Below are 21,009 nucleotides of genomic sequence, written 5' to 3' on the forward strand. Positions count from 1 at the left end.
ACGCTTGGCGCGCCCCGCCCGAGGACCCCCTGCTTGCGAGCCCTGCTGCTGACTACCGCCGTCACCCTGGCCCTGGCCGTGCCGCTGGCCCAGGCCCAGGAGAAGCTGCCCGACATCGGCTCCTCGGCCGGTGAGCTGCTGACCCCGGCCCGCCAGGCCGAGTACGGCGCGATGATGCTGCGCGAGCTGCGCAACTATGGCTACCTGCTGGACGACCCGCTGGTGAACGACTGGCTGCAGACCATGGGTACCCGGCTCGGCTCCAACAGTGACCAGCCACGGCAGCCCTATACCTTCTTCGTGATGAAGGACCGGCAGATCAACGCCTTCGCCACCCTCGGCGGCTACATCGGGGTCAATGCCGGCCTGGTGCTGACCGCCGAGCGCGAGGACGAGGTGGCCGCGGTGCTGTCCCACGAAATCGCCCACGTTACCCAGCAGCACGTGCTGCGCGGGGTAGAGCGCGCCCAACGCGACCAGATCCCGATCCTGCTGGGCATGCTGGCGGCGGTGGTGGCCGCGCAGGCCAGCAACAGCACGTCCTCCGGCAACGCGACCATGGCCGCGATCAGTTCCGGCATGGGCCTGATGCAGCAGCGGCAGATCAACTACACCCGTTCCAACGAGTCCGAGGCCGACCGCCTCGGCATCCGCACGCTGTCGCGCAGCGGCTACGACGTGGATGCCATGGCCGGCTTCTTCGAACGGATGGCATCGGCGATGCGCGGCAACGAAGGCGGCTACAGCGTGCCCGAGTTCCTGCGCACCCACCCGGTCAACATCACCCGCATCAGCGAGGCCAAGGCCCGCGCCGAGCAGATGAAGAAGGACACGGTGCTGCTGACCACCACCACCCCCAGCGGCGAGCGCAGGGAGCGCGTGGACCCGGCCGACCCCAGCCTGGCCGAGCCCCTGCTGCGCGGAAACAACCCGCTGCTGCCCAGCAACGTGCTGCGCATCCCGATGGGCCAGCTCAGCCGCGGCGCCAGTGGCGACTTCGACTGGGCGCGCGAGCGCCTGCGCGTGCTCAGCGCGGACTCCACGCCCGAGCTGGAACGCGAGTACGCCGATCTGGCCAAGCGCCAGAAGGACGGCCTCAACGATGCCCAGCGCTATGGCCAGGCGCTGGCGGTGATGCGCGGCGGTCGCGCCGGCGCCATCCAGGCCCAGCAGACCCTGGCCGGCCTGCTGCAGGCCCGGCCGGACAACCTGTGGCTGGCACTGGCGCTGGGCGAAGCGGAGTCACGGGCCGGCCAGGCCGCCCAGGCCAACAGCCGCTTCGAGCAGTTGCTGCGCCAGCACCCGAACAGCCGCCCGGTGGCACTGACCTATGCCGAGATCCTGAACGAACAGGGTACCCGTGAGGCCGGCCAGCGCGCGCAGGCCATGCTGCGGCCCCTGCTGTCGCAAAGCGGTAACGATCCGGTCTTCCAGCAGCGATATGCCCGCGCCAGCGAGCTGGCCGGCGACAGCGTGCGTGCCAGCGAGGCCTATGCCGAGGCGGCCTTCCTCAGCGGACGGCCGGAGCAGGCGCTGCTGCAGTTGCAGGCGCTCAAGCGCAACCCGGCACTGGATTACATCGGCCGTGCGCGGGTTGACGCGCGCATCGAATCGATCACCCCGACCGTGCTGGAGCTGCGCCGCCAGGGTGTGCAGGATCCGGACCTGGACCGGCGCTGAGCGCTGCATGACCGGCCGATGGCAGTCCCAGCCGGTTCCAGGCCGGGTAGTCACAAACATGTCATCAAACCGTAGTCTACTGGCACCACTCCAGTAACCGAGCCCTACGGTGTCCTCGTGCAGAAACGCATCCTGATCGTCGATGACGAGCCCGCGATCCGTGAAATGGTCGCCTTCGCCCTTCGCAAGGGCGATTACGAACCGGTCCACGCCGGCGATGCCCGGGAGGCCCAGACTGCGATCGCCGACCGCGTCCCCGACCTGATCCTGCTGGACTGGATGCTGCCCGGTACGAGTGGCCTGGAGCTGGCCCGTCGCTGGCGCAAGGAAACGCTGACCCGCGAAGTGCCGATCATCATGCTGACCGCGCGCGGTGAAGAGAACGACCGCGTTGGCGGCCTTGAAGCCGGCGTCGACGACTATGTGGTCAAGCCGTTCTCGGCGCGCGAACTGCTGGCCCGCATCCGCGCGGTGATGCGCCGCGCCCGCGAGGACGACGAGGACGGCAGCGTGGCGGTCGGCCCGATCCGCATCGATGGCGCGGCGCATCGCGTATTCGCCAATGACCAGCCGGTGCCGATCGGCCCGACCGAATACCGCCTGCTGCACTTCTTCATGACCCACCCGGAGCGCGTCTATACCCGCGCCCAGCTGCTGGACCATGTGTGGGGCGGCAGCGTGTACGTGGAGGAGCGCACCATCGACGTGCACATCCGCCGCCTGCGCAAGACGCTGGAACCGTTCAACGCCGAAAACATGGTGCAGACCGTGCGCGGCGCCGGCTACCGTTTCTCCACTGCCACCTGAGTCTCGTCGTGCCGGCGCCAAGCACCTGCGGTTGCCGGCGCCGGCAACTCTGCTATAACCCTCGGTTCACCCCAGTGAACCGCCGCACCTCAACGACGAGATCGCAATGCCCCGCCACATCCGCTCTGCCTGGTTGAAGACCCTGGCCACCGTTGCCGCGGTGCTGCTGTTCGCCGGACTGGTGGGGTGGCTCTCGGGGCATCTGTGGCTGTGCATCGCACTGGGCGCGCTGGCCACCCTGGCCTGGCACTACTGGCGGCTGCGCAGCGTGCTGCGGCGGCTGACCGCGCGCCAGCGCTGGGACACCGCCGAGGAAGGCAGCGGCGTCTGGAACGAGCTGGACCGCCTGCTGTACCGCAACCAGGTGGAAATGCGCGTACGCAAGCGCCGCCTGCTGGACATGCTGCGCAGCTACCGCGCCGCTGCCGCCGCGCTTCCCGATGCGGTGGTGGTGCTGGACCGCAACAGCCAGCGCGTGCAGTGGTTCAACGAAGCGGCTACCGCCCTGCTCGGCCTGCACCATCCCGGTGACCTTGGCGAGGCCCTGGTCGAACGCCTGCAGCCAATGCCGCTGGCGCACTGGCTGGCCGGTGGCCGCAACGCCGAGCCGATCCTGGACGTGCCCTCCCCGGTCGACCCGGCGATCCGCCTGAACCTGCGCCTGATTCCCTATTCGTCGGATTACTGGCTGCTGATCGCGCGTGACGTCAGCAAGCTGCTTCGCCTGGAACAGGTGCGCCGCGACTTCGTGGCCAATGTTTCACACGAACTGCGCACGCCGCTCACCGTGGTCCACGGCTACCTGGACATGATGGACCCGGAGGATTTCCCGGGAACCGGGCCGATGCTGGAAGAAATGCGCAAGCAGAGCCAGCGCATGGCCCAGCTGGTGGAAGACCTGCTGACGCTGTCACGCCTGGAATCGCAGGAACACAGCGAGGAAGAGACCGTGGCCATGCAGCCGATGCTGGCAACCCTGCGCCGCGAGGCCGAAGCGCACAGCCAGGGCCGCCACCAGATCAGCATCGACGATCTGGCCGGCGTTGACCTGCAGGGCTCGACCAAGGAGCTGCACAGCGCCTTCTCCAACCTGGTCACCAACGCGGTGCGCTACACCCCGGCCGGTGGCCGCATCGCGGTGGAGTTCCGCCGCGAGGGCGACGGCGCCGTGCTGGCCGTGCGCGATTCCGGCTACGGCATTCCCGCCACGCACCTGCCGCGCCTGACCGAACGCTTCTACCGGGTTTCCAGCAGCCGCTCACGCGAGAGTGGCGGTACCGGACTGGGCCTGTCGATCGTCAAGCACATCCTCGGCCTGCACCACGCACGGCTGGAGATCGAAAGCGAAGTCGGCAAGGGCTCGGTGTTCTCCTGCCATTTCGATGCCGACCACGTGCGCCCGCGCGAGTCCGCCCCCCTGACCTCCATCGAAGAATGACGCCATGAGCAGCCTCGGATCCCTCCCCCTCCCCGTGAGCCCGGACAACGATCCGTTGCGCGACCCGGCGCTGTACATCAACCGTGAGCTGTCGCAGCTGGATTTCAACTTCCGCGTGCTGGCCCAAGCGATGGACCCGCAGGTGCCGCTGCTGGAGCGCCTGCGCTTCATGTGCATCTCCTGCACCAACCTCGACGAGTTCTTCGAGATCCGCGCCGCGGCCGTGCGCCACGCGCAGGAGTTCGGCCTGCCGCCGGCACCGGACGGCATGAGCCCGCAGGCCATCCTCAACGCCATCCATGACCGCGCTGCGGAGCTGGTGGACCAGCAGTACCGCTGCTGGAACGAGACGCTGCGCCCGGCGCTGATGGAGGCCGGCATCGGCGTGCTCGGCCGCCATTCCTGGACCGATCGACAGAGGCGCTGGCTGCGCGCCTATTTCCGCAACGAGATCATGCCGGTGCTGTCGCCGCTGGGCCTGGACCCGGTGCATCCGTTCCCGAAGATCCTCAACAAGTCGCTGAATATCGTGGTGGTGCTCAAAGGCACCGACGCGTTCGGCCGCGCCGGCCACCTGGCCATCGTGCGTGCGCCGCGCTCACTGCCGCGCATCATCCAGCTGCCGGAAAAGCTGGGCGGATCACAGAATTTCGTGTTCCTGTCGTCGGTGCTGTCCACCTTCGTCGATGAGCTGTTCCCGGGCATGGAAGTCCAGGGCGCCTACCAGTTCCGCGTTACCCGCAACTCCGAGCTAGTGGTGGATGAGGAGGAAGTGGAAAACCTGGCGCTGGCGCTGCGCGACGAGCTGGTGGACCGCGGCTACCGGCCGGCGGTGCGCCTGGAGATCGCCCACGACATGCCGCGTGAGATCGTGCGCACCCTGCTGCAGAATTTCGGCCTGACCGAGAACGCGGTCTACCGCATCGATGGCCCGGTCAACCTCAACCGCATCATCCAGCTGTACGACCTGATCGCGCAGCCGGACCTGAAGTACCCGCCGATGACCCCGCGCACCCTGCGCGACAGCGACGGCATCTTCGAGACAGTGACACGCCAGGACCTGCTGCTGCACCATCCGTTCGATGCCTTCACCGCGGTGCTGGACCTCATCCGGCAGGCGGCGATCGATCCGAACGTGCTGGCGATCAAGCAGACCCTGTACCGCACCGGCAAGGATTCGCTGATCGTCGATGCACTGATCCAGGCCGCGCGCAACGGCAAGGACGTGACCGTGGTGGTTGAACTGCGCGCGCGCTTCGACGAGGAAGCCAACCTGGGCCTGGCCGATCGCCTGCAGGAGGCCGGCGTGCAGGTGGTGTACGGCGTGGTCGGCTACAAGACCCACGCCAAGATGCTGCTGATCGTGCGCCGCGAAGGCCGCAAACTGCGCCGCTATGTACACCTGGGCACCGGCAACTACCACAGCGGTACCGCCCGCGCGTACACCGACATCAGCCTGATCACGGCTGACCCGGACATCGGCAACGACGTGCACCTGCTGTTCCAGCAGCTGTCCGGCCTCGCCTCGAAGATGAAGCTCAAGCGCCTGCTGCAGTCGCCCTTCACTCTGCACACCGGCATCCTCGGCCGCATCGAGCGCGAGACGCGCATCGCCGCCGCCGGCCGCCCGGCGCGGATCATCGCCAAGATGAACGCGTTGAACGAACCGCAGGTGGTGCGCGCCCTGTACGCGGCCTCGCAGGCCGGCGTGCAGATCGACCTGATCATCCGCGGCGCCTGCACCCTGCGCCCGGGTGTGCCGGGCATCTCGGACAACATCCGCGTGCGCTCGATCGTCGGCCGCTTCCTGGAACACAGCCGCGTCTACTGGTTCGGCAACGACGGCGCTCCAGAAATGTACTGCGCCAGCGCCGACTGGCTGGAGCGCAACCTGCTGCGCCGGGTCGAGACCTGCTTCCCGATCCTCGACCCGGAGCTGGCCAAGCGGGTCTATCGCGAAGTGCTGCAGAACTACCTGGACGACAATCTCAACGCCTGGGAACTGGATGCCGACGGCATCTACCACAAGCGCGCGCCGGCGCACGACGAAGCGCCGCATTCCGCGCAGATGGCATTGATGCAGGGGCTGTGACCCGGTGTGTCGACCAAGGTCGGCGCGTTTGGACTCATCCACGCATAGCGTGGATCCACCGTGTCGACCAAGGTCGACACCCACCAACAGCCGCACAGCACGCCGTCCCGGCAGATCGCAGGGAACTGTCGGAAGCGGGGTGGGTCCGGTTGCGGGGGTGTCCGCGGCATGGATGCCGCGGCCAAGCCCCCAAGGATGGGTTTACGGCGTCCCCCGCGACCGGACCCACCCCGCCATCCCACGGATAGCCTGCTGTTGCCGGCCAGCGGCCGGCACTACCGCAGGTGCAGGGCGCAGCCCTGCCGCACTCCCCCCACAACATGTGAAGGCCGCGCGGTGACGAGCACACCGCCCCTTCGGCTAACATTCGTCCATGCCGCATACCACCACGACTCCGCCCGCATTGCAGGATGGCGACCTGCTGGCCGCCATCGACCTTGGCTCCAACAGTTTCCACATGGTCATCGCGCGCTACACGCTCGGTCAGCTGCGGGTGATCGACCGCCTGCGCGAGACGGTGCGCATGGCCGATGGCCTGGATGGCAAGGGTGGTCTCTCTTCCGCTGCACGCCAACGTGCACTGGAATGCCTGGCCCGCTTCGGCCAGCGCATCCGCAATGTGCCGCCGCACCGGGTGCGTGCGCTGGCCACCAACACCGTGCGCCAGCTGCGCTCGCCGCAGTCGTTCCTGGTTCCCGCCGAAACCGCGCTCGGGCATGCCATCGAAGTGGTCAGCGGCCGCGAAGAAGCGCGCCTGATCTACCTGGGCGTGGCCCATGCGCAACCACCCAAGCCCGGCCAGCGCCGGCTGGTGATCGATATCGGCGGCGGCTCCACGGAATTCATCATCGGCATGGGCATGCAGACCTTGGAGCGCGAAAGCCTGCAGGCCGGCTGCATCGCCAGCACCCGGCGTTTCTTCCCTGGCGGCAAGCTGAGCAAGAAGCGCTGGAAGGATGCACTGGCCGAGATCGGCCGTGAGTTCCAGCCCTTCGCCAGCAAGTACCGCGCGCTGGGCTGGCAGGAAGCCCTGGGTTCTTCAGGCACGCACAAGGCGATCAGCGAGATATGCGCGACGATGAAGCTGAGCAAGGGCGCGATCACTGCCGAGGCCCTGCCGCAGCTGCGCGATGAACTGCTGAAGGCGAAGAAGATCGACGACATCCAGCTGCCCGGGTTGTCCAGCGACCGCCGCCCGATCATCGCCGGCGGGATCCTGGTACTGGAAGCCGCGTTCCAAGCGCTGGGCCTGCAGAAGCTGCTGGTGAGCAAGGCCGCGATGCGCGAAGGCATCCTGTATGACATCGTCGGCCGCGCCGGCGAGAACGACCTGCGTGATGAATCGGTGGCCGCACTCAGCCAGCGCTACGGCATCGATACCGTGCAGGCCGAGCGGGTGCAGGAGACCGCGCTGTCGCTGCTGGAACAGGTGCAGGATCGCTGGAGGCTCGATGCCGACGATGCGCGCATGCTCGGCTGGGCCGCGCGCCTGCACGAGCTGGGCCTGATGATCGCGCACAGCGGCTACCACGTGCACGGCAGCTATGTGCTGGAGCACTCGGATATCGCCGGCTTCTCGCGCCAGGAGCAGCAGATGCTGGCCGCGCTGGTGCGCAGCCACCGCCGCAGCGTGACCAAGACCGCCTTCGACGCCCTGCCCGAGCGCCTGCTGCTGACCGCACGCCGGCTGGCCGCCCTGCTGCGCCTGGCGGTGCTGCTCAACCGTGCCCATGAGGACGATCCGCTGCCGGCACTGGAACTGACCGCCGACGACAACCGCCTGTCGCTGATCGTGCCGCAGGCCTTCATCGATGCCCGGCCGCTGCTGCGCGCGGACCTGATCGGCGAGACCGATGGCATCGCTGGGCTGGGCATCCAGTTCCGGCCGTTCGTGGCCTGAGCGCCGCGCCCCCACGAGGGGAGAAGGTCACACACCGTTACAGTTCGCGCACGTGCCCCGCATGGATCTGCTGCGATGCAGCAGATCATGTCGAGCAAGCGCATTCAGCGTGACCGCTAAGCGACTGCTTTTGTTGAGCTTTCGTGAAATCTGATGAAGAAAGCTGGTACAAACCGACATATCCACTTTACAGAGACTTAACCAACGAGACTACTATCGGGTCATCGGTCCGCTTGTCGGCGGCCGATTTCTTCGACGCCCTTTTTTGGCGTCCCTGCACGACCTTAGAGAGAGAGAGCTCGTCATGACTTCACGTACTACCCCCCTGGGGCAGGCCATCCGCTACGCCCTGGCAACCACGGCGGCGCTGGCCGCCCTGCCTGCGTTCGCCCAGAGTGGCGGCACCGCCGCGCCGACCACCCTGGATCGCATCGAGATCACTGGCTCGCGCATCCGCCAGGTGGACGTGGAGACCGCTCAGCCGGTCCTGGCACTGAGCCGGCTGGACATCGAGCGCCAGGGCTTCAGCTCGGTGGCCGACATCCTGCAGAACGTCACCGCGATGGGCAGCCCGGCGATCAGCCGTGCCAACGCGCTGAGCGCTGGCGAGAACACCGGCGGCACCTATATCGACATGCGCAACCTGGGCGCGCAGCGCACCCTGGTGCTGGTCAATGGCAAGCGTCTGGGCATCAGCACCTCCGGCTACCAGGACGTGTCCTCGCTGCCGGTGTCTGCGGTGGAGCGCATTGAAGTGCTGAAGGACGGCGCCTCGGCCATCTACGGTTCCGACGCGATGGCGGGCGTGATCAACATCATCACCCGCTCCAACGTCAACGGCGTGACCGCCAATGTCTACCACGGCCAGTACAGCGAAGGCGACGGTGCCCGTGACCGCTTCGATGTGGTCGGCGGCTGGAGCAACGATCGCGTGTCGCTGACCCTGGCACTGGAGCACTCCGAAGAAAAGAGCGTCTGGGCAAAGGACCGCTGGTTCAGCAAGTACGGCGTGAGCGACCGCCACCCGAACGACGCCTCCAACTGGACCACGCTGAGCCAGTGGGGCCAGGTTACCGGCCTGAAGGGCGGCCCGGGCTGCACCAACGCCACCCAGGGGTGTGGCTACTCGCTCAACCGCGGCGCTGACCCGACCAACCCGGCCAACTACCACCTGACCGACGCAACCCCGTTCACCGGCGACGTCAGCAACGCCAACGAACAGATGCACGTCATGTATCCGCTCAAGCGTGATTCGGTGTACTTCGACGGTCGCTTCAAGATCACCGACCAGGTCAACCTGCGCACCGAATTCGGCTACAACAAGCGTTCGGCCGAGCGCCAGATTGCAGGCTACCCGCTGCAGTCCAGCTCGGTGTCCATCTCCGGTGACCCGACCGCCACCGGCCTGATGTCCAAGGACAGCTACTTCAACCCGTTCGGCACCCAGCACGGCTATGCCAGGCCAACCGACGTGGCCTGGAACCGCCGCACCTGGGAGATCCCGCGCGTGAGCACCAGCGAACTGAAGACCTACCGTGCGGTAGTGTCGCTGGATGGCAGCTTCGAGATCGGCCAGCGCTACTTCGACTGGGACGTGGGCTACCAGTACAACCGCAACGAGCTGACCGCTACCGCCACCGGCAACCTGCACAAGAAGCGCGTGCGTGACGCCGTGGGCCCGTCGTTCCTGGATCCGGCCACCGGCAAGGTGATGTGTGGCCGTCCGGGCGCGGTGATCAGCGGCTGCACGCCGTGGAACCCGCTGGTGCCCTACGGGAAGAACGATCCGAACGGACTGACCGGCAATGAAGAACTGATGGCCTGGCTGTTCCCGGCGGAGCACACCACCGGCCGGACCACCACCAAGAACGCGTTCGCCAATCTGTCCGGCAGCATCCTGACCCTGCCGGCCGGCGACCTGGGCTTCGCCTTCGGTGTGGAAAGCCGCAAGGAAGATGGCCGCTACACCCCCGACGCTCTGGCCCAGACCGGTGCCACCACCAACCTGGCCGCTGGCCCGACCGGTGGCAGCTACAACGTGAAGGAAGCCTACCTGGAACTCAACGTGCCGGTGCTGGCCGACCTGCCCGGCGCACGCGAGCTGAGCTTCAATGCCGCTACCCGCTACTCCAAGTACAACACCTTCGGCAACACGCTCAACAGCAAGTTCGGCTTCAAGTGGAAGCCGATCGACCAGCTGCTGGTCCGTGGTACGTGGGCAGAAGGCTTCCGCGCCCCGACCATCAACGACCTGTACGGTGGTGGTTCGGAAACCTTCGCGCAGTTCAGCGACCCGTGCGACACCGTGTTCGGCTCGGCCAAGGGCAGTGCCGAAGTCCGCGCACGGTGCGCACGTGACATCGCCGATGCAGCCAACTTCCGCCAGCTGAAGCAGGGCAACACGCCGGTAACCACGGCGCAGGATGCCACCCCGACGCCGTTCGTGTCCGGCTCCAACCCGCTGCTGGTTCCGGAGACCTCGACCAGCAAAACGCTGGGCCTGGTGTGGAGCCCGACCTTCCTCAGCAACTTCAACGTGGCGCTGGACTGGTGGAAGATCCGCATCGACAACACCATCGTCGGTGACAGCCCCAACCAGATCCTGAAGGATTGCTATGAGCAGGGCATCGAATCCCGCTGCAGCCGCTTCACCCGCGATCCGTCCAACGGCATCGTCACCGGCCTGAAGTTCGGCAACCGCAATGCCGGTTTCGCCGAGACCGAGGGCTACGACCTGGATGTCAGCTATCGCGTCGACACCGGCTACGGCAAGCTGAGCGCAGGTTGGACCAGTACCTATGTGAGCAAGAACGTCTACCGCTCCACCAATGATGTCCGCGATGCGATCACGCCGATCAACGGCGTTGCCAACACCATCGGCACCGCTACCAGCCTCGCGTTCCGCGTGCGCTCGAACCTGGTGCTGGGCTGGGATGTGGGTGACTTCGGCGTCAGCTGGACCGCACGCTACTACTCCGGCGTGAAGGAGCGCTGCCTCAACGCCTCGCGGTATGCCGACGAATGCTCCGATCCGACCTTCCTGGCCCCGTGGCTGAAGTCGCCGACCGCCTACAACGAGCGGGGCGCGGTGACCTTCCACGACGTGCAGTTCCGCTACAACCTGCCGTGGGATGCAACCGTTTCGGTGGGTGCCAACAATGTGTTCGGCAAGGAAGCGCCGGTGATGTACAGCAAGCCGAACTCGTCGTTCTCCTACTACGGTGGCTACGACATCGGTCGTTTCATGTACATGAAGTACCAGCAGCGCTTCTGATCCACCCGCGTCGCTGACGCTTGTCGACCACGGCCCTTCGGGGCCGTGGTTCTTTCTGATTCTGCGCAGACTGTCGCTTTCCACATTGCCCGTGCTGCGTTCCATCAGGGACCCGGTCCGCTGCCTCGCCTCCGCCGTAACGCCGCAGGCCGGAGCAATCGATTGATCTGCTTCCGCTTTGTGCAGAAGCGTCACACCTGTCTGCACGACTTTCGTCGCTTGCCCATACGTCTCCGCGCCCATCTTCACTAGGTTCGAACATCCACCACCGCGGTGGGATTGACGCAGCCCCGCTTGGCTGTGCTCCGAAGACTTCGAAGACTGAGAGAGAGACCCATGACCATCCGTATTCCCGAGCTCGGGTTGGCGATCCGTCGTGCCCTGGCGGTGACGGCCGCCACCGCGCTGGCCGCCCCCGCATTTGCCCAGCACGCACCGGAAGCCACCACGCTGGACCGTGTCGAGATCACCGGTTCGCGCATCCGCCAGGTCGACCTGGAAACCGCACAGCCGGTGCTGACCATCAGCCGCGCCGACATCGAGCGGCAGGGCTTCAATTCCGTCGCAGACATCCTGCAGAACCTGACCGCGACCGGAAGCCCCGCGCTCAGCCGCGCCAGCCCGCTCAGCGCCGGCGAGAGCGCAGGCGGCAGCTACGTGGACATGCGCGGGCTGGGGGCGCAGCGCACGCTGGTGCTGGTCAACGGCAAGCGCCTGGGCATGACCACTTCGGGTTACCAGGACATTTCCAGCATTCCGGCCGCTGCGGTGGAGCGCATGGAAGTGCTCAAGGACGGCGCGTCGGCCATTTACGGTTCCGACGCGATGGCCGGCGTGGTCAACATCATCACCCGGCGCAACGTCCAGGGCGTGGCGGCCAACGTCTACCACGGGCAGTTCAGCGAAGGTGACGGTGCGCGCACCCAGTACGACGTGGTTGCCGGCTGGTCGAACGACCGCGCCTCGATCAGCGTCGCCGCCGAGCATGTCGAAGAGAAGGGCGTATGGGCCAAGGACCGCGGCTTCAGCGCCTACAGCTACACCGATCGTCATCCGGACGATGGCTGGACCACGGTCGGCCAGTGGGGGCGCATCGTCGGCTTCAAGGGCCCGGGCTGCAGCAGCAGCCGTGGCTGCAGCTATTCCCTCGACCGCGGCAGCCAGCCGGGCGGGCCGGACAGTTTCCACCTCAGTGACAACACACCGTTCACCGGTGATGTCAGCAACAGCAACGAGCAGATGCACGTGCAGACACCGATCAAGCGCGATTCGCTCTTTGTCGACGCACGCATGGATATGAACGACCAGGTCCGCTTCAGTACGCAGCTGGCCTACAACCGGCGTTCCACCACGCGCCAGGTCGCCGGCTATCCGTTCCAGTCCGCTGCGGCCGGCATCACGCCGATGTCCGCCGACAGCTGGTTCAACCCGTTCGGCAGCCACCACGGCTATGAACACCCAAGCGACGTGCACTGGAACCGCCGCACCTGGGAGATTCCGCGGGTCAGCATCAGCGAACTGACCACCTGGCAGGGTGTGGCCGCGTTTGAAGGCAACTTCCAGTTCGTCGGTCGCGAGTTCGATTGGGAAGCCGGCTACCAGTACAACCGCAGCGAACTGGAGCAGCGTGCCACCGGCAACCTGCACAAGCAGCGCGTCGCCGATTCCACCGGCCCTTCGTTCTACAACCCGGCCACCGGCAAGGTGGAATGCGGTACACCGGAGGCACCGATTGCCGGCTGCAAGCCCTGGAATCCGCTGGTACCGTATGGCCAGGATGACCCTTACGGCCTGACCGGCAACAGCGAACTGCAGGACTGGCTGTTCCCCGAGGAAATCACCCGTGGCAGAAACACCACCCGCAACCTGTTCGCCAGCCTCAGTGGAGGCCTTGCCACGCTGCCTGCGGGGGAACTGGGCTTCGCCCTGGGCGTGGAGAGCCGCCGCGAGGAGGGGCGCTTCATTCCCGACGCGCTGGCCCAGACCGGTGCCACCACCAACCTGGCGGCGGGCCCCACTGGAGGGGGTTACCGCGTCGACGAGGCCTACCTGGAGCTGAGCGTGCCGTTGCTGCACGACCTCCCCGGTGCACGCCAGCTGACCCTCGACGCGGCAACGCGCTACTCGGACTACACCACCTTCGGCGGAACGCTCAACAGCAAGTTCGGCGTGTCGTGGAAGCCGATCGACCAGCTGCTGGTCCGTGGCACCTGGGCGCAGGGCTTCCGTGCACCGACCATCGCGAATCTGTACGGTGGGGGTTCGCAGACCTTCACCACCGGCTTCCGTGACCCCTGCGATACGGTGTATGGCGCGGCCGCCAGCAGCCCGGAGGTGCGTGCACGCTGCGCCGCCGACATCGCCAATGCAGACAGCTACCGCCAGCTCGGCCAGGGCAATGAGCCGATCACCGGCAGCAGCGGGCAGACACCGCTGCCCTTCACCAACGGTTCCAATCCCGACCTGAAGCCGGAAACCTCCACCAGCCGCACCCTGGGCCTGGTGTGGAGCCCGACGTTTGCCGAAGGGCTGAACATCGCGCTGGACTGGTGGAAGATCCGCATCGACAACACCATTGTCGCCGACCACCCCAACGACATCCTCCGCGACTGCTACGAACTGGGCATCGCCGAGCGCTGCGGCAGCTTTACCCGCGACCCGGAGCTGGGCATCGTCAACACGCTCAGCTATGGCAGCCGCAACAGCGGTTTCCGCCAGGCCGAAGGCTATGACCTGGAGATCGGCCACAAGATCGAAACCTCCTGGGGCACGTTGAGCGCCGACTGGAAGACCACCTATGTGGTCGCCGCGGAGCAACGGACCACCAACGAGGCGGATGTACCGCCGATTCCCAGCAATGGCATCGCCACCGACGGTGGCATCGGCTTCCGCGTGCGCTCCAACGCATCGCTGGGCTGGGAACGCGGCAACCTCGGCCTGAACTGGGGCCTGCGCTACTTCTCTGCGGTCAAGGAGCGCTGCCTGGGCGTTGATGAGTATCCGAACGAGTGTTCGCACCCCGACCAGCGCGCACCATGGTTCAGCGGCAGCCGTGACTACAACCGTCGCGGATCGGTCACCTTCCACGACGTGCAGGCACGCTACAACCTGCCATGGGATGCGACCGTCTCGATCGGTGCCAACAATGTGTTCGGCCGCCAGGGTCCGGTCATGTACAGCCAGCCGAGCGCCAATTTCTCCTACTACGGTGGCTTCGACATTGGTCGTTTCATCTTCATGAAATACCAGCAGCGCTTCTGATCCACCGCGCTTGCTGCAGCACCGCCACGGCCCTTCGGGGCCGTGGCTCCACGGCAACCGGACGGTCGTCATCCCGTGGTCGCAAAGCGGTCATATCCGCTACATCGCCAGGCCCGAGCATGCCGGAAACCCGGAGGCCCGCCATGCGCTATGCCATCGTCACCGAGACCTACCCGCCGGAAGTGAACGGCGTTGCCCTCACCGTGCAGGGCCTGGAGCAGGGACTGCGCAATTCCGGCCATGACATCGACCTGATCCGGCCACGCCAGGCCAGCGAAGCACCGGACTCGGCGCCAGGTGCGCTGCTGGTTCCGGGCGCCGCACTGCCGCGCTACCCCGGCCTGCGCTTCGGCCTGCCTGCGCCGATCCGGCTCAACCGCCACTGGCAGCAGCAGCGTCCCGATGCGGTCTACATTGCCACCGAGGGCCCGCTGGGCTGGTCGGCGCTGCGCACCGCACGCCGCCTTGGCATTCCGGTCGCCAGTGGTTTCCACACCCGCTTCGACGAGTACCTGCCCGACTACGGCGTGGCCTGGCTGCAGGCCGCGGCGATGCGCTGGATGCGCCGGTTCCACAATCAGGCCGATGCAACCCTGGTGCCCACCCGCGAACTGCAGCAGTTCCTTGTTGAACAGGGCTTCGACCGCGTGCGCCTGCTGGCGCGCGCGGTCGACAGCCAGCAGTTCGATCCCGGCCGGCGCGACCCGGCGCTGCGCGAGGAATGGGGCGTGGACGGCAATGGCCTGGTCGCGATCTACGTCGGCCGCATCGCCGCGGAAAAGAACCTTGGCCTGGCGGTGAGAGCCTTCCGACGCCTGCAGCAGATCCGGCCCAAAGCCCGCTTCGTATGGGTGGGTGATGGCCCGGCCCGCGAGAAGCTGGCCCATGAGAATCCCGACTTCATCTTCTGCGGCATCCAGCGCGGCGATGCGCTGGCCCGGCATTTCGCCAGCGGCGATCTGTTCCTGTTCCCCAGCCGCAGCGAGACCTTTGGCAACGTGACCCTGGAAAGCATGGCCAGCGGCCTGGCCACCGTCGCTTTCGACTATGGCGCGGCTCGCGAATACCTGCGTGACGGCGAGAACGGCGCGGCCGTGGAGAACGATGAGCAGTTCATCGAGGCAGCCGTGCAGCTGGCCGCCGATGATGCACGGCGCCGCGAGTTGGGCAGCAGCGCCGCGCGTGCGATGAAGCGCCTGCATCCACAGCAGGTGGTTGCCGAATTCGATGCGCTGCTGGCCGAGCTGGCCCAGTCGCGGAGGAGCGGCCATGCGCACTACGCCGCTTGAGCTGCTGGCCGGCCGCGAAGCACGGCTGTGCCGCCGGGCCAACCACTACTGCCGGCGTCGCCGTGTGCGCCGGCTGTTCTCGGTCATCAGCCGGCTCGGCGATGGCGTATTCTGGTACGTGCTGATGGGCGCACTGGTGCTGCTGGACGGCTTCGACGGACTGCGTGCATCGGTGCACATGGCCGCCACCGGGTTGGCCGCACTGCTGCTCTACAAGGGCCTCAAGCGCTGGACCCGACGCCCTCGCCCGTATGCGGCCGATCTGCGCATCCGCGCCTGGGTGGCGCCGCTGGACGAGTTCAGCTTCCCTTCCGGGCACACCCTGCACGCGGTGTCGTTCACCATCGTCGCGCTGGCCTACCACCCGTGGCTGGCACCGCTGCTGGTTCCCTTCACCTTCGGCGTTGCGCTGTCGCGGGTGGTACTGGGCCTGCACTACCCGTCCGATGTACTGGCCGCCACCGGCATCGCCATCCTGTTGGCCTCGGCCAGCCTGGCCTGGCTGCCGCTGCCGGTGTGATGGCCGCTGCACCGGCCGCGCGTGGCCCGGCGCTACCGTCATCGTTGATGGCCTAGAATGCAGGCATGACCACGCTGTTCATTTCCGACCTGCATCTGGACCACAGCCGTCCGGAGATCACCGACCTGTTCCTGCGCTTCCTGCGCGACCAGGCGCCCGGCGCCGATGCGCTGTACATCCTGGGCGACCTGTTCGAGGCCTGGATCGGCGACGACACGCCCTCGCCCACCGCCGATGCGGTGGCCGTCGCACTGAAGGCACTCTCCGACAGCGGCGTGCCGGTGTACTTCATACGCGGCAACCGCGATTTCCTGCTCGGCGAGGACTATGCCCGCCGCGCCGGCCTGCGCATCCTGCCCGACCCCTGCGTGATCGAACTGTACGGCCGCCCTGTGCTGCTGCAGCACGGCGACCTGTTGTGCACCGACGACATTCCCTACCAGCAGTTCCGCGCGCAGACGCGCGACCCGGCATTCCAGGCGCAGTTCCTGTCGCAGCCGCTGGCCGCACGCATCGCCTTCGCGCAGAAGGCACGCGACGCCAGCCAGGCCCGCCAGTCGGAAATGAAGCAGGGCGATCGTGCGCAGTTCGAGACCGTGACCGATGTGGCTCCGGCCGAAGTCGATGCCACCTTCGTGCGCCATGGCGTGGACACCATGATCCACGGCCACACCCATCGCCCGGCGGTGCACACGCTGCAGGCCGGGGGACGCACCTGCACCCGCATCGTACTGGGCGACTGGTACGAACAGGGATCGGTGCTGCGCGTGGATGCCGGCGGCTGGTCGCTGGATACGCTCGCGCGCGAATGATGGATCGCAGGGTGCCAACCAGGGTTGGCATCTACCCGGGCAGGTGCACGCACCCGGGCAGACACCGCCCCTGGCCGGCGCCTGGCCTCAGCGGAAGCCCGCGATGGTGGCCTTGGTATTGACCAGCACGCGCTGGTTGTCGGCGGTACTGGCGTTGCCCATCGGGATGCCGTTGTAGCTGATGTTCGGGTTGGACCAGTAGTTCAGGCGCGGGCAGCTGCGGGTGCAGTTGTAGGCCATGATCGTGCGCCAGCCGGTGCCGCTGGACGGCTCATAGCGATAACCATGGCCATAGGCGTACGGCGAGGTGCTCGGGTCGGTGGCGATATCATGCCGTGCACTCTGCAGGTGGCCGATCTCGTGCGCGAACGAGTAATAGCCTGTCGCGCAATCCCAGTACACCGCCGCGAAGGCGGTGGAAGCCGTCGAGCCTATGCCCGAGGCCAGGCCACAGTACGCACTGTTGTTGATCAGCAGCACGCCCACGTCCGCCGTGTAGGTGTTCCGGCTGGTGTGGATGCTGTCCATGTAGCCGTCGCTGGTGCCACGGAAGCGGGCCAGATCAGTATCGAAGCTGCCCGATTCGGTGTAGTTGGTGGTCTCGTAGCGGGCCAGCTGCATGGTGATGCCCACGTTGCTGTTGACATACCCCTGGTTGGACTCGGCCACGGCCAGCTGCACCAGCGACTGCATGTTGCCGCCATAGGCCGCCACGGCCGCATTGGTCGCCACCACCAGCACGCGGATGGTGGCCGGGGTGCCGGACGACGCCTGTGCGGTACCGATGCGATCGTTGGCGCCCATCGGGATTTTCGGCAGCTGGTTGTAGTCGGCCGGATGGTCGGCCGGCATCCGCGATTCGTCCACTTCCACCAGCACGTGGCGGTTGCCCAGCGGGCGCAGGCGATAGAGCTTGCCGTCCTTGCGGATCGACCCAGTGATGGTGTCGCCCGAGCGCACCAGGATCAGCGAATTGCCCGGATCGTCCTGGCCATTGGACGTGGCAGCGGTCAGCTTGTCCGAAGGGGAGCGGAACTGGCCGTACCAGATGCTGCCGCCATCGGGCAGCGCCTCCACCTTGCTGCGCACCGCCTGCACGCGCCGGCCGAGCAGTTCGAACTCGAGCTGCGGCTGCGCGGTGGCAGCTGCATCGACACGCACTTCCTGTACCGTCGCGGTGGACGGGGTGGCCAGCAGCTTGCCCAGCGCGGGCTCACTGTTTGCCGATGCACGGCTGATGACCGTCACTGGCTCCAACAACGGTGCCGCCTGCGCGGCCGCTGCCACCGACAAACCCAACACCAGGCCACCTGCCGCTTTGCCAATCGATCTGGACAACATTGCGTCGCTCCTTGAATGATGTGAACAGCGTTGATGCAGCACGCCCGGGTTTGCCGGGTTTGGCCATATGGCCTGCGTGGGCCGTGTGAATTCAATAGAAGACGGAGATGAAAATCAGGAACTGTGATCCACCGCATCTACGTTAATTAAGGTCAAAAGCATCACTACACTTCGCCAATACACCGCTTTCGCGCTACCGTGACGTAGCCACGACGGGACATGCACATGGCTCCATCGCAGGACACGGACGAAGATGTCGGCTTGCTGCGGATAGGCCTGTTCTTCGATGGCACCCGCAACAACGCACACAACCTGGCACGCGGTCGCCCCCGGGTTCCGCAGCCACGTCCGGCGCAGCTGCGTGCGGATGACGATTCGACCTACCAGAGCCGGCTGACCAGCAGCTACGACAACGGCCTGACCAACATCGCACGCCTGCAGCAGCTGTATCCGGACAGCCGCCGCGATGCGATGGCCACACCTTCGCTGTCGATCTACGTGGAAGGCGTGGGCACCCGCGACGATGCCGACGACGACCTGATCGGACTGGCGTTCGGCATCGGCGCCAGTGGTGTGCGCGCGAAAGTGCAGCGCGCGCTGCAGGTGCTGCTTCCGGCCGCACTGTCTGGACTATCCGCACGCTGGCAGCGACCGCTGCATGGCGTGCAGCTGGACCTGTTCGGTTATTCACGCGGCGCTGCTGCCGCACGTGACATCGCCAACCAACTTCAGGGCTGGGACGGCGTGCGCTGGCGCCAGCTGCTACAGGCCGCCGGCCTGTCCTGCACTGCGAACTTCGCCCCGGCCACGCCGGTGCTGCGCTTCATCGGGCTGTTCGACACCGTGGTCGCGGTCAATGGCGGCCGCGCCGAGGAACAGCCGCAACTGGCGCTGCGCAGTGGCATCGCACGCCACGTCGTGCAGCTCACCGCGCGTGATGAACATCGCCAGCACTATGCACTGACCAGCGTGGCGCCGCCGTTCACCGAGATTGCTCTGCCCGGCGTGCACGCCAACATCGGTGGCGGCTACAACCAGCTCGACGAAGGGCCCAAGCTGCTCAGTCGCCCGCGCCGGCAGTTGCTGCGCCGCCCCGCGGTTGCCGACTACCAGATTCCTCCACTGGCGATGCTGCAGGCCACCACGGCCTATGCTGAAACACAGGCCGATGCCGAACGCTGGCGACAGCAGCTGGGCGTGGACGAGAAGGAAATCTGGGTGGATGTCTGGCACCAGTGGCAGCAGCAGCGACGCGCCGGCAGCCGCAGCGTGCTGTTGTCACCGGTGCTGTATGTGACCGCCGCTGTGGTACTGCGCCGGCCCATCGACTGGCGTTACCAGCTGATCGCACTGCAGGTGATGCAGCAGCAGGCCATCGATGCCGGCGTGCAATGGACTGCAAATGCCGCCGAGGTTCCCGGCTGGGAACTGCCGTCCGCCCTGCGGCCTATCGCACGGCGCCTGGTGGCCGGACAGCCACTGACGGCGACACAGGAGGCGCTGCTGCGTCGGCGTTACCTGATGCAGTCGGCGCACTGGAACTTCGATGCGCTGGGCGACACCGCACTGACCTACGCCGCCGATGCCGGCGTCAGCGAACTGCCGTATCGACCAGGCCCTGGCTTGTTCTATATCAACCGGCCAACCGTGGATGGCAAGCGGGTGGTCCTGCCCAACGCATGACGCGCATCCACGCATGGCGTGGATCTACTGGTGCAGCCAGATGAAGTAGATCCACGCCATGCGTGGATGCCGCCAACCGGCGCGGATCAGCCCGCCTGTTCGATCAGGTTGGCCAGCTCATCCGCATCGAACCCGGCCAGCAGGCGCGCTTCGATGTTGAACGGTCCGTGCAGGTAGCCGCCGGCGTACTCCACCAGCAGTTCCTTGAAACGTGCACGCGGTTCGACACCGGCGCGGTCGCAGTACCAGCGGTACCAGCGCGAACCGGCGGCAACATGCGCCACTTCCTCACGCAGGATCACCTCCAGCACATCGGCGGTTTCGCCATCACCGACATTGCGCAGCTTCCCGATCATGCCCGGGGTGACGTCCAGGCCGCGCGCTTCCAGCACGCGCGGCACCAGCGCCATGCGTGCCAGGCCATCGTGCGCGGTCTTTTCGCACATTTCCCACAGGCCGTTGTGCGCGGGGAAGTCGGCGTAGTCGTGGCCATGCACCTGCAGGCGCTCCCGCAGCAGCATGAAATGCCGCGATTCGTCGTCGGCACAGCTGACCCAGTCGGCATGGAACGCCGACGGCAGGCCACGGAAGCGGTACACCGCGTCCCAGGCCAGGTCGATCGCGTTGAGTTCGATATGGGCGATGGCGTGGATGAAAGCGGCCCGCCCTTCCACGCCACCCAGTCCGCGCCGCGGCACTTCGCGCGGATGCACCAGCATCAGCTGCGCCGGCCGGCCCGGCATGCGGATCGGTTCCGGCGGTGGCGCATTGGCCGCCACCTTCAGGCGACCGGCACGGAACGCGGCCGCATACGCCTGGGTCAATGCGACCTTGCGCAGCGGATCGGCTTCAGCCAGGCACTGCTGCGCAGCGCGCAGCAGGTCGCCACCAACGTCGGGCACATCCACCACG

The 21,009-nt window shown here is 66.7% G+C and carries 13 protein-coding genes; 11 read left to right on the forward strand and 2 right to left on the reverse strand.

Annotation, left to right across the window (positions count from 1 at the left end; translation table 11 throughout):
• The first annotated feature begins 33 nt into the window (after positions 1 to 33).
• The 10 genes from BN1263_RS06885 to lpxH all read left to right on the forward strand — a co-directional run bounded on the left by BN1263_RS06885 (position 34) and on the right by lpxH (position 17,073).
• Positions 34 to 1,680 carry a M48 family metalloprotease gene (locus BN1263_RS06885; RefSeq protein ID WP_058980326.1) on the forward strand — a complete coding sequence of 549 codons (1,647 nt, stop codon included), beginning with the start codon at positions 34 to 36 and terminating at the stop codon, positions 1,678 to 1,680.
• A 117-nt stretch (positions 1,681 to 1,797) separates the two neighbouring features.
• Positions 1,798 to 2,487 (forward strand): phosphate regulon transcriptional regulator PhoB, encoded by a 690-nt coding sequence (gene phoB / locus BN1263_RS06890; protein WP_058980327.1) that lies wholly within the window; start codon positions 1,798 to 1,800, stop codon positions 2,485 to 2,487.
• A gap of 106 nt (positions 2,488 to 2,593) precedes the next feature.
• A complete protein-coding gene (gene phoR, locus BN1263_RS06895) occupies positions 2,594 to 3,925 on the forward strand; it encodes a phosphate regulon sensor histidine kinase PhoR (protein WP_019659537.1) in 1,332 nt (443 codons plus the stop codon).
• A 4-nt stretch (positions 3,926 to 3,929) separates the two neighbouring features.
• Positions 3,930 to 6,017, forward strand: coding sequence for a polyphosphate kinase 1 (gene ppk1 / locus BN1263_RS06900; protein ID WP_058980328.1), 2,088 nt, complete (start codon positions 3,930 to 3,932; stop codon positions 6,015 to 6,017).
• A gap of 373 nt (positions 6,018 to 6,390) precedes the next feature.
• Entirely contained in the window at positions 6,391 to 7,917 is a 1,527-nt protein-coding gene (gene ppx, locus BN1263_RS06905) for an exopolyphosphatase (protein WP_019659539.1), read from the forward strand.
• Between the two features lie 304 nt (positions 7,918 to 8,221).
• Positions 8,222 to 11,191, forward strand: a complete 2,970-nt coding sequence (locus BN1263_RS06910) for a TonB-dependent receptor domain-containing protein (RefSeq protein WP_058980329.1) — start codon at positions 8,222 to 8,224, stop codon at positions 11,189 to 11,191.
• A 336-nt stretch (positions 11,192 to 11,527) separates the two neighbouring features.
• The gene (locus BN1263_RS06915) at positions 11,528 to 14,452 is read left to right on the forward strand and encodes a TonB-dependent receptor domain-containing protein (RefSeq protein ID WP_058980330.1); all 2,925 of its coding nucleotides are present in this window, start codon (positions 11,528 to 11,530) and stop codon (positions 14,450 to 14,452) included.
• Positions 14,453 to 14,595: 143 nt separating this feature from the next.
• Positions 14,596 to 15,741, forward strand: a complete 1,146-nt coding sequence (locus BN1263_RS06920) for a glycosyltransferase family 4 protein (protein WP_058980331.1) — start codon at positions 14,596 to 14,598, stop codon at positions 15,739 to 15,741.
• Positions 15,722 to 16,261: a phosphatase PAP2 family protein gene (locus tag BN1263_RS06925; protein ID WP_058980332.1), complete on the forward strand. Its 540-nt coding sequence runs from the start codon at positions 15,722 to 15,724 to the stop codon at positions 16,259 to 16,261. Before BN1263_RS06920 ends, BN1263_RS06925 begins: the two co-directional genes overlap by 20 nt.
• Positions 16,262 to 16,326: 65 nt before the next feature.
• Complete coding sequence (gene lpxH / locus BN1263_RS06930) at positions 16,327 to 17,073, forward strand: UDP-2,3-diacylglucosamine diphosphatase (protein WP_058980333.1); 747 nt, start codon at positions 16,327 to 16,329, stop codon at positions 17,071 to 17,073.
• Between the two features lie 87 nt (positions 17,074 to 17,160).
• On the opposite strand, the gene BN1263_RS06935 is transcribed toward lpxH, so the two are convergent.
• Complete coding sequence (locus BN1263_RS06935) at positions 17,161 to 18,414, reverse strand: M12 family metallo-peptidase (RefSeq protein ID WP_058980334.1); 1,254 nt, start codon at positions 18,412 to 18,414, stop codon at positions 17,161 to 17,163.
• A gap of 225 nt (positions 18,415 to 18,639) precedes the next feature.
• Here BN1263_RS06935 and BN1263_RS06940 point away from each other — a divergent pair, with 225 nt between their 5' ends.
• Positions 18,640 to 20,097, forward strand: coding sequence for a T6SS phospholipase effector Tle1-like catalytic domain-containing protein (locus tag BN1263_RS06940; RefSeq protein WP_058980335.1), 1,458 nt, complete (start codon positions 18,640 to 18,642; stop codon positions 20,095 to 20,097).
• Between the two features lie 86 nt (positions 20,098 to 20,183).
• Here BN1263_RS06940 and BN1263_RS06945 read toward each other — a convergent pair whose 3' ends face one another.
• Positions 20,184 to 21,008, reverse strand: a complete 825-nt coding sequence (locus BN1263_RS06945) for a ferritin-like domain-containing protein (protein WP_058980336.1) — start codon at positions 21,006 to 21,008, stop codon at positions 20,184 to 20,186.
• Between the last annotated feature and the right edge of the window lies 1 nt (position 21,009).

It is taken from the genome of Stenotrophomonas thermophila (assembly GCF_001499715.1).
GTDB classification, from domain to species: Bacteria; Pseudomonadota; Gammaproteobacteria; order Xanthomonadales; family Xanthomonadaceae; genus Stenotrophomonas; species Stenotrophomonas hibiscicola.